At 60.0% G+C, this 10,590-nt stretch carries 7 protein-coding genes; 1 reads left to right on the top strand and 6 read right to left on the bottom strand.

Annotated features, from left to right (window positions below; genetic code table 11):
• Positions 1–182 precede the first annotated feature (182 nt).
• Positions 183–1,466 (bottom strand): aspartate aminotransferase family protein, encoded by a 1,284-nt coding sequence (locus BKX96_RS15560; RefSeq protein WP_077184585.1) that lies wholly within the window; start codon positions 1,464–1,466, stop codon positions 183–185.
• A gap of 169 nt (positions 1,467–1,635) precedes the next feature.
• Here BKX96_RS15560 and BKX96_RS15565 point away from each other — a divergent pair, with 169 nt between their 5' ends.
• Positions 1,636–2,565 (top strand): LysR family transcriptional regulator, encoded by a 930-nt coding sequence (locus BKX96_RS15565; RefSeq protein ID WP_046818209.1) that lies wholly within the window; start codon positions 1,636–1,638, stop codon positions 2,563–2,565.
• A gap of 227 nt (positions 2,566–2,792) precedes the next feature.
• On the opposite strand, the gene BKX96_RS15570 is transcribed toward BKX96_RS15565, so the two are convergent.
• The 5 genes from BKX96_RS15570 to BKX96_RS15590 all read right to left on the bottom strand — a co-directional run bounded on the left by BKX96_RS15570 (position 2,793) and on the right by BKX96_RS15590 (position 10,495).
• A complete protein-coding gene (locus tag BKX96_RS15570) occupies positions 2,793–4,571 on the bottom strand; it encodes an acyl-CoA dehydrogenase C-terminal domain-containing protein (protein WP_077184587.1) in 1,779 nt (592 codons plus the stop codon).
• A gap of 220 nt (positions 4,572–4,791) precedes the next feature.
• Entirely contained in the window at positions 4,792–6,588 is a 1,797-nt protein-coding gene (locus BKX96_RS15575) for an acyl-CoA dehydrogenase C-terminal domain-containing protein (RefSeq protein ID WP_077184590.1), read from the bottom strand.
• Between the two features lie 87 nt (positions 6,589–6,675).
• The gene (locus tag BKX96_RS15580) at positions 6,676–7,968 is read right to left on the bottom strand and encodes a GGDEF domain-containing protein (RefSeq protein ID WP_046818212.1); all 1,293 of its coding nucleotides are present in this window, start codon (positions 7,966–7,968) and stop codon (positions 6,676–6,678) included.
• A gap of 172 nt (positions 7,969–8,140) precedes the next feature.
• Positions 8,141–9,946 carry a phenylacyl-CoA dehydrogenase gene (locus tag BKX96_RS15585; RefSeq protein WP_046818213.1) on the bottom strand — a complete coding sequence of 602 codons (1,806 nt, stop codon included), beginning with the start codon at positions 9,944–9,946 and terminating at the stop codon, positions 8,141–8,143.
• 252 nt (positions 9,947–10,198) lie between these two features.
• Complete coding sequence (locus BKX96_RS15590) at positions 10,199–10,495, bottom strand: pyrroloquinoline quinone biosynthesis protein PqqE (protein WP_077184592.1); 297 nt, start codon at positions 10,493–10,495, stop codon at positions 10,199–10,201.
• Positions 10,496–10,590 lie beyond the last annotated feature (95 nt).

Genomic DNA, 10,590 nt, shown 5'->3' on the forward strand with positions numbered 1-10,590 from the left:
CGTGAGCCCATATCCAATCGACCCATACCGTTGGTCAGGGTTCAGCTCGATTTATACGGCCAGTGTAGCCAGGCCATGTTTCTGAACGATGTGCCGCCGCAAAAAAAACGCCCCACGCCAAAAGAATCAGGCGTGGGGCGTGCGTTATACCGCGAGACGGTTCGGGAATTCGAGGGGCCCGCTCAGACGGCGATCCCTTTGCGGCATTGCAGCTGCGCGGTACGCACGCGGGAGAAGGCGCGGGCCAGGCGCAGCAGCATTTCATCGATGTTGGCTTTGCTTACCGTCAGCGCCGGGGTGAAACGCAGGCAGTTGGCTTGCGGCGCATCGAGCAACAGGCCTTCGTACAACGCGGCCTTGACCACGGCGTCGGCCGAGTCGTCGGACAGGGTCAGCCCCCAGAGCAGCCCTTGCCCGCGCAGTTCGCCGTGTCCATAGCGGTGGGACAAACGCTGCAGCCCTTCACGCAGGTGCTGGGCCATGTCTCCGACGTGCTCGAGAAAGCCCTTGTCCTGAACGCTGTCGAGCACCGCCAGGCCGGCGGCGGTCAGCAGCGCATTGCCATGATGGGTGCCGCTCATTTCGCCCGTTTCCAAGCAGCAGGCCTTGCCCCGCGCCAGCAGCGCCGCCACCGGCACACCACCGCCAAGCCCTTTGCCGAGCACGACAATATCGGCCCGCACGCCATAGGACTGTTCAGCCAGCAAGCTGCCACAACGCCCGACACCGGTTTGCACTTCGTCGAAGATCAGCAGGATGCCCAGCTCGCGACATAGGCGCTCGACCCCTTTGAGGTAATGTGCAGTGGCCGCGATCACCCCGGCTTCGCTCTGGATCGGCTCGAGCATGATCGCCACGGTCCGTTCATCCACCGCCGCGTGCAGTGCCGCGAGATCATTGAAGGGAACGCGGCTGAAGCCAGGCAGCTGTGGCTCGAAACGGTTGACCAGGGTCGAACCGTCCGACGCCGAAATCGTCCCCAGGCTACGGCCATGGCAAGCCTGATGGGCGACGATGATCCGCGAAGCGCCGCCGCGATGCCGTTGCCCCCATTTGCGCGCCAGCTTGATCGCCGCCTCACAGGCCTCGCTGCCGCTGTTGAGCAGATACGCCTGGTCGCTGCCAGTGCTGGCACACAGGCGCTCGGCAAGGTTGAGCATGCCGCGATTATGCAGGCCGAAACCGGGATTGATCAGCGCTTGCGCCTGCGCGGTAATGGCACTGACCAACGTCTTGGGACTGTGACCGAGACTGTTGGCGCCACCGCCCTGGGAGAAATCCAGATAGGCACGGTCATCGCTGTCCCACAACCAGGAACCCTGGCCACGGACAAACACCTGCTTGGGCCGATCGACACTGGGCATCAGGTACTCGCTGCAAAGATTGTCGTCCCTGACCGGAAAGCCATTGCCCGCCAGCAAATCATCGAGGCTTGGCGAATGTCGACGCAGGCTGAACAGATTCATCGGTTCAACCCTCGCAGAAGATTTTTTGCGTTACCTATGCAAATGCCATCGAGGCAAGGCGTGTTCATCGCGTTCCGGGGCCCTGTAAGCCTTGTGAATGCGGTTAGACTAGGGCTACACAAGGCGATGAGCCATTTCGATTTCCCAGTATTTTCGATAAGTATTACTTATGGATTTCAAGCAACTGCGTTATTTCGTCGCGGTCTATGAAGAGGGTCATGTGGGCCGGGCTGCCGAGCGGCTGTCGATTTCCCAGCCGGCACTGTCGCAGCAGATTCGTCACCTCGAACAAAACCTCGATGTAAGCCTGTTCGAACGCAGCAGCAAACGCCTGTTGCCGACCCTGGCGGCCCATACGCTGTACAACCATGCCCTGCCCTTGCTCGACGGCCTGCAACGGGCGCGCGAAGCATTGGGCAATTTCAAGGGGCATGCGCTGCGCACCCTGGCCATTGGTGTGCTGCAAACCGTGCACACCAGCCTGGTGCCACAAATGCTTGAGCGGGTGCGTAAGGCGCAGCCCCATCTGGTGGTGCAGATCTATGAACTGACCGGGCTGGAAATCGAACGACGCCTGCTGAATGGTTCGCTGGACATTGGCATCGGCTACCTGCCCCCTCGTCAGCCGGGCCTGCATGGGGTGATGTTGTACGAAGATGAACTGACGCTGGTCATCCCGGCCGACCATCCATTGCGCGAATTCAAGAAAGTCTCCATGAGCCAGGCCGCCGAATTGCCGATGTTGCTACTGGGCGAAGAGTTTCAGATACGGCAGATCTGGCAGGCGCAACTGGCCAGCCTGGGACGACGTCCGCAGGTACAGGCTGAGCTGAACAACATGGCCGGTATTCTCGACAGCCTGCCGCACACGCGACTGGCGACGGTGCTGCCCGGACGCTCGCAGAAGACCCACGGCAATCAGCAATTGTTGTGGAAACCCCTGAGCGAACCGCGGGTGCCGCTGAAAGTCGGGTTGGTCTGTCGCGATGTGCAACGGCAACAGGCCTCGCTGGCCTTGCTGCGCACGTTACTGGAGGAGGTGATCAATGGGCCGGATGAGCGGCTGAATAGCCCGCCGATACTGGATGGCCTGGGCTGAATACTTTTCTCGAGACAAAAGAAAACCCCGCCGAAGCGGGGCTTTGCAGACTGTTTCCCTGACATCCATTTCACTCCACCTTCCTGGCAGAATCCTACGTGTCCGTGTTGTTACTTTGCGCTTCCTGCGCTACGTCCATGAGAAGTAGATTAGCTGTGGATCCAATTTCAAGCTATGGGAGAACAGCAGCACGGCATGTAAGAGAATGCTTACATCAGGTTATATCGTCAGAATTGCCCGGCATCCAGCAGAAACAGCGATTCGCTACCGGCCTTCACCGACGCGCTCAACGAGTGAATGCGCGGCAGCAAGCGGGCGAAGTAGAAACGTGCGGTGCCCAGTTTGCTGGCATAGAAATCGTCCTGGGTTTCTTTACCCAAGGCGGCCTTGGCCATCAGCGCCCACATGTAGGCGTAAGCGACGTAACCAAAGGTTTGCAGGTACTCGACCGACGCCGCACCGATTTCATTCGGGTTGGATTTGGCCCGATCCAGCAGCCATGCAGTCAGTTCGTCGAGGGTGGTGACGGCGTCATTCAGCGGCTTGGTGAACTCCGCCAGATCAGCGCTGGCTGTTGCGGTGAAGTGACGAATCTCGTCGGCAAACAAGTTGTAGAACGCCCCGCCGCTGCCAACGATCTTGCGCCCGACCAGGTCCAGCGCCTGGATGCCGTTGGTGCCTTCGTAGATCTGGGTGATGCGCACGTCACGCACCAGTTGCTCCTGGCCCCACTCACGGATGTAACCGTGACCGCCAAATACCTGCTGGCCGTGCACCGTGGTTTCCAGGCCGAGATCGGTCAGGAATGCCTTGGCCACCGGGGTCAGCAAGGCCACCAGGTCTTCCGCGCGTTTACGAGTGGTGGCGTCTTCGCTGAACTTGGCGGTGTCCAGTTGCATGGCCACGTAAGTGGAAAACGCACGACCGCCTTCGTTCGAAGCTTTCATGGTCAGCAGCATGCGACGCACGTCCGGGTGGACGATGATCGGGTCAGCCACTTTGTCCTTGTTCTGCGCGCCGGTTGGCGAACGGCTTTGCAGACGATCACGAGCGTATTCAACAGCGTTCTGATACGAGCGCTCGCCGGTGGCCAGGCCCTGGATACCGACACCCAAACGCTCGTAGTTCATCATGGTGAACATCGCCGCCAGGCCCTTGTTCGGCTCGCCGACCAGGTAACCCACGGCTTCGTCGAAGTTCATCACGCAGGTCGCGGAAGCCTGGATGCCCATCTTGTGTTCGATCGAGCCGCAGTTGGCCGGGTTGCGCGCGCCCAGGCTGCCGTCGGCATTGACCATGAACTTGGGCACCAGGAACAGCGAAATGCCTTTTGGCCCGGCCGGTGCGTCCGGCAGCTTGGCCAGCACCAGGTGAATGATGTTCTCGGTCAGGTCGTGTTCGCCGCCGGTGATGAAGATCTTGGTGCCGCTGACCTTATAGGACCCGTCGGCCTGAGGCTCGGCCTTGGTGCGGATAATCCCCAGGTCGGTACCGGCGTGGGGCTCGGTCAGGCACATGGAACCGGCCCAGACGCCGGCGTACATGTTCGGCAGGTAAGCGGCCTTCAGCTCTTCGCTGGCGTGGGCGTTGATCGACAGGCAGGCGCCAGCGGTGAGCATCGGGTACAGGCCGAACGACAGGCTGGCCGAGTTGACCATTTCTTCAACCTGGGCCGAAACGGCTTTGGGCATGCCCATGCCGCCGTAGGCCGGATCGCCACCGACGCCAACCCATCCGCCTTCGGCGTAGGTCTGGTAAGCCTGTGGGAAACCAGCCGGCGTGGTGACTGCGCCGTCCGCCCAGTGGCAACCTTCTTCGTCAGCGGCACGGCTCAGGGGCGCGATGCTTTTGCTGGTGACCTTGCCGGCTTCTTCGAGAATGGCTTCGACGGTTTCTGCATCAACAGTCTCGGCCAGTGCTGGCAGCTCGGCCCAGAGTTTGGCGACCTCGAACACTTCATTGAGGACGAAGCGCATATCGCGCAGGGGCGCTTTGTAGTCAGCCATGGCAAACCTCGCAAGATCTAAACAGGTGAATCGTAGGAATGATGTTTCGTTGGGTCCGAGTGTAACCCAACAACTTTTGCGACACATAGGGTCATCGCGTGACCGATTTGTAATTTTTAGTCACCAGAAAATAGATCGCAGCCTTCGCCAGCGCCAACGGAGGAATGCGTTTCCCTGTGGGCGCTGCCGAAGGCTGTGATCTCTTGCAGACTAGTCCGATTTAAAGCGCGAACAACTCCGCTGGCAGCTTCATCAGGCAATCACTGCCTGCCTCTATCGCTGCCCGATGAGCGGCAGTGCGCGGCAGCAAACGCTTGAAATAAAACTCGCTGGTGGCGAGCTTACCCTGGAAATAACCGGCATCACCGCTGCCCGAATCCAGCTGCGCCTGAGCCACCAGCGCCATGCGCAACCACAAATAGCCGAGGATGATGTAACCGCTGTACATCAGGTAATCCACAGACGCGGCGCCCACTTCATCTGGATTTCTCAGGGCGGCCATGCCGACTTTGGTAGTCAGTTCGCCCCACTGCTGATTGAGCTCGTTGAGTTGCGCCACATAACTGGCCAACTGTGGATGCCCGGCGTTCGCCGCACAGAACTTGTGGACGATTCTGGTGAAGCCACGCAGCAGCTTGCCCTGGCTGCCGAGGACTTTGCGCCCGAGCAGGTCCAGCGCCTGGATGCCGTTGGTGCCCTCATAGATCGGCGCGATGCGACAGTCACGAACCAGTTGTTCCATACCCCATTCACGAATGAAACCATGGCCTCCGAACACCTGCATGCCATGGTTGGTCACTTCCAGCCCGGTCTCGGTCATGAAGGCTTTGCAGATTGGCGTCAGGAAGGCCAACAGGTCTTCGGCGTCCTGGCGCGCCGTTGCATCCGCGCTAAGGTGCGCAACGTCGAGTAATTGCGCAGTGAAGTAAGTCAGTGCGCGGTTGCCTTCGTTGAAGGCTTTCATGGTCAGCAACATACGGCGCACGTCCGGATGCACAATGATCGGGTCAGCGGCTTTTTCCGGAGCCTTGGGACCTGTCAGCGCGCGCATCTGCAAACGGTCGTTGGCGTACTTGATCGCGCCCTGGAAACTTGCTTCGCCCAGACACAACCCCTGCATGCCGGTGCCAAGCCGCGCGTGGTTCATCATGGTGAACATGCAGTTGAGGCCTTTGTTCGCTTCCCCGATCAAGAAGCCCTTGGCCCCGTCGAAGTTCAGCACGCAGGTGGCCGAGGCCTTGATTCCCATCTTGTGCTCGATGGAGCCGCAGGAAACGCCATTGCGTTCGCCCGCTTCACCCTGGGCATCGGGCAGGCACTTGGGCACGATGAACAGCGAAATGCCTTTGGTCCCGGCCGGCGCATCCGGCAGCTTCGCCAACACCAGGTGAATGATGTTGGCGCTCAGGTCGTGCTCGCCGGCGGAGATGAAGATCTTGCTGCCGGTGATCGCGTAGCTGCCGTCGGCCTGGGGCACGGCGCGGGTCTTGATGATGCCCAGGTCGGTGCCGCAATGGGCTTCGGTCAGGCACATGGTGCCGGTCCATTGGCCGGCGGTGAGTTTGCTCAGGTAGGTGTTTTTCTGCTCCTGCGTACCATGGGCGTGGATCGCCGACATGGCGCCGTGGGTCAGCCCCGGATACATGCCCCAGGACGTGTTGCTGGAACCCACCATTTCGCTGATGACCAGCCCCAGTGAACTGGGCAGACCCTGGCCGCCATACGCCGGATCAGCTGCCAGTCCATGCCAGCCACCTTCGACGTATTGGGCGAAAGCCTGCTTGAAGCCTGCAGGCGTGGTGACCTCGCCGTTGTTGAAATGGCAGCCCTCTTCGTCGCCACTGCGGTTGAGTGGTGACAGCACGTTCTCACAGAATCTTGCGCCCTCTTCGAGGATCGCATCGATCATGTCCGGGCTGGCATCGGTGGCGCCGAGGGCTGCGTAGTTGCTGTGAAAATCGAAGACGTGGTCAATCAGAAAGCGCATGTCGCGCAGGGGAGCCTTGTAGTCGGGCATGGTCATTTCTCCGGCAGCAGATGACTCAAACCTACTGCCGCATCCCACCCCTTCACAATTACAGTCCAGACGCTGAATGCGCCGTTATCACTCAACCGTAGCGGCGTCCATGCGCACGGCGCCACGGCGGTTCTGTCCGAACGCCATGACGCAGTTGCGCCCGGCGCCCTTGGCGCTGTAGAGCGCCTGGTCCGCGGACTTGAGCACTTGCTCGGGCGCGCGTTGCTCCACCCGTTCGGCAACGCCGATGCTGACCGTCACCGATACACTCGAGGCACTGGCGCCTGCGCGACGCTGGCGGCCCTGATTGTCATCCTGAGGACGACTGTCCTGATTGCGCAGATGAATGTTGTAGGTGGCGATCGCCTCGCGAATGACCTCCAGGTGCGGCAGGCACTCGTCCAAGGTCTTGCCTGCAAACACCAGGGCGAATTCCTCACCGCCGTAGCGATACGCCTTACCGCCGCCGCCGATTTTCGACAGCTTGCTGGCGACCAGTCGCAGCACCTGGTCCCCCACGTCGTGCCCGTGGGTGTCGTTGAATTTCTTGAAGTGATCGACGTCACTCATGGCCAACACATAGTTGCGTCCCAGGCGCTGCATCCGCTCATTCAATGCACGGCGTCCCGGCAGTCCGGTGAGTTCGTCACGGAAAGCCATCTGATAGGCCTCATGGGCAACGGCGGCGGCGATCATCAGCATCACCTGGCTGCACATGATGTTCAGGGTGAAGGGCAGGATGAAGGTTTTCGGCAACATCCAGAACAGGCCGAGCAACCCCACCAGCTGCGCAGCATGCAGGGGCCTTGGGTGGCGCCAATACTGGTAGGCCAGCAGCAGGAATGCGGCGATGAACACCGGATAGGACAATTGGATCAGGCTCATCCAGGCGCCGTGCAAGGCAGGCCAGCGAATCTCCGCCAGCCACACCAGCAACACCTGTGGGTAACTTTGTTCAAGGGCCAATGCCACGCTGCCAACGGCCAGCAGCACAGCAAAACGGGCAACCATGTCCTGGAACAGATGCGTACGTTCCTGCCACGCGGCGAACACGCCGAACAGCAACGGCAACAGCAGGCAACATAGATGAAAAACCACTGCAGCGTCTTCGCGCACCTTGCCGTGGTCGCGGTAGTAATCGGTCTGGGTGTCGAGCAGGAAGTAGGCGATGTACACCGTGACCATCAGAAACAGCTCACGCTGGCGTCGGTAAACCGCACAATAGGCACCGCCGAGCAACAGCACCAAGGTAGGAAGCACCTGGAACAGCGACGTGAAGAAAACGTTCAGCTCCCTGACGTAGGCAGCCGCTAGCCCCGCCAGCAACAGCAGCAGTGATGGCAAAAAGTGACTCACACGTGCAGGGGAAGAACGCGGCAAGGGTAAGGCTCCGACCCGTCATATCAGTGATGGCAATGTGCCCATAACTGTAACGGCAGAAACCCGGACTTTCTTAGCCAATTACCGAGGTATTTTCAAAACAGCGTCGTCGGCGGCACAAAAAAGCCGCCATTCCCGAAGGAACAGCGGCTTTGGAGAAACGCGTCGGGACTTAGTAGCCCAGCGCGAAATCTTCTTCTTTCATGTCCATCAGGTTGTTGGCGCCCGACAGCATGGTTGCAACGTGAGTACGGGTACGCGGCAGGATGCGCTGGAAGTAGAAGCGTGCAGTCTGCAGCTTGGCGGTGTAGAACGCCTCTTCGGAAGTGCCGGCAGCCAGTTTCTCGGCAGCCAGGCGCGCCATGTCAGCCCAGAAGTAGGCCAGGCAGGCGTAACCGGAGTACATCAGGTAATCCACGGAGGCCGCGCCAACTTCTTCGCGATCCTTCATGGCAGCCATGCCGACCTTCATGGTCAGCTCGCCCCATTCCTTGTTCAGCGCAGCCAGCGGTGCGACGAATTCCTTGACGGCTTCGTTGCCTTCGTTGGTCTGGCAGAACTTGTGGACGATCTTGGTGAACCCCTTGAGGGCCTCGCCTTGAGTCATCAGCACTTTACGGCCCAGCAGGTCGAGTGCCTGGATACCGGTGGTGCCTTCGTACAGCATCGAAATACGGCTGTCGCGAACGTTCTGCTCCATGCCCCACTCGGCGATGAAGCCGTGGCCGCCGTAGATCTGCACGCCATGGTTGGCGGACTCGAAACCGACTTCGGTCATGAAGGCCTTGGCGATTGGCGTCATGAACGCCAGCAGGGCATCGGCCTTCTTCTTCTCTTCTTCGTCCACGCCGTACTTGACGATGTCGACTTGCTTGGCGGTGAAGTAGACCATCGCGCGGTTGCCTTCGGCGAACGCCTTCATGGTCAACAGCATGCGACGTACATCCGGGTGCACGATGATCGGGTCAGCGGCTTTGTCCGGTGCTTTCGGGCCGGTCAGCGAGCGCATTTGCAGGCGATCGCGAGCGTATTTCAAGCCACCCTGGAAGCCGATTTCGGCGTGGGCCAGACCTTGCAGCGCGGTACCCAGGCGAGCGGTGTTCATGAAGGTGAACATGCAGTTCAGGCCTTTGTTCGCCGGGCCGATCAGGTAACCGGTTGCCGCGTCGAAGTTCATCACGCAAGTGGCGTTGCCGTGGATGCCCATCTTGTGTTCCAGGGAACCACAGGACACCGCGTTACGCGCACCGATCGAACCGTCGGCGTTCGGTAGGAACTTCGGCACGATGAACAGCGAAATGCCTTTGGTGCCAGCCGGCGCATCCGGCAGGCGCGCCAGCACGATGTGGACGATGTTGTCGGCCATGTCGTGTTCACCGGCCGAGATGAAGATCTTGGTGCCGGAGACTTTGTAGGAACCGTCGGCCTGAGGCTCGGCCTTGGTGCGCAGCATGCCGAGGTCGGTACCGCAGTGCGGTTCGGTCAGGCACATGGTGCCGGTCCATTCGCCGGATACCAGCTTGGTCAGGTAAGCCTCTTGTTGCTCAGGCGTACCGTGCTCGGAAATAGTGTTCATCGCGCCGTGGGACAGGCCCGGGTACATACCCCACGACCAGTTGGCTTCGCCAACCATTTCGCTGACCGCCAGCCCCAGGGACTCAGGCAGGCCCTGGCCGCCGTGCTCTACGTCGTGGGCCAGGCTCGGCCAGCCGCCTTCGACGAATTGCTTGTACGCTTCTTTGAAGCCAGTCGGGGTCTTAACACCGGACTCGCTCCAGGTGCAGCCTTCGGTATCGCCCACACGGTTCAGAGGAGCCAGCACCTGCTCACAAAACTTGGCGCCTTCTTCAAGAATGGCGCTAACCATGTCTGGAGTTGCGTCTGCACAAGCCGGAAGGCTCTGATAGTGCGCTTCGTAGCCGAGCAGTTCGTCACGAACGAAGCGAATATCACGCAAGGGGGCCTTGTAGTCAGGCATAGCGATAAACCTCTGCTGATGTAACCGGGAATGAGCGACCGTTGTCGAAACGATCAAACAGTTGTTTGAAACATACGTTTACGCCTAAATCTTGTCAAGTACCGATCTTTTGCCATTCGTCATTCCATGACCAATCAGCGCGCACGCGGGCCTGACGCCGTTGGCCTGAGCAACGCGCAGCGCGAGAAAGTATTGGATAGCAGGACTCACGCTGAAAGCGTACCCGTCAGACGGTGCGCTTTCAGCGTGAGTTCAGGCGTAGGTGTCGATCAGGGTGCCGAGCATTTCATCAGAAGCCTTGGCGACTTTAGTGCCCAACTCCACCCCAAACCTGCCTTCAGCCATTGCGAGATTGTGGCTCACGAGGTCCGACTGCTGGCTGCGGTCGACCGAACGCAGGCGATCGGCCTGGGCTTCGGAAGACTGGCTGGTCACCGAACGCTCGATCGTGGTGTTGGCAATTTGGCCGGCGGCTTGATCGACACGGTTCTGCCCCGTCTGAACAGTGCTCAAACCGGCATAAAAAGCGGTATTTCCCGAGATTTCCATGGAAGCGCTCGTCCTTGCAAAGAGTCATCAACACTCATTGAAGCAGACTTACCGGGGAATGGCCCGTCAAAAACACTAATGGCACAGTGCCGCGT

The organism is Pseudomonas putida (genome assembly GCF_001976065.1).
In the GTDB taxonomy this organism is placed as follows: Bacteria; Pseudomonadota; Gammaproteobacteria; order Pseudomonadales; family Pseudomonadaceae; genus Aquipseudomonas; species Aquipseudomonas serbica.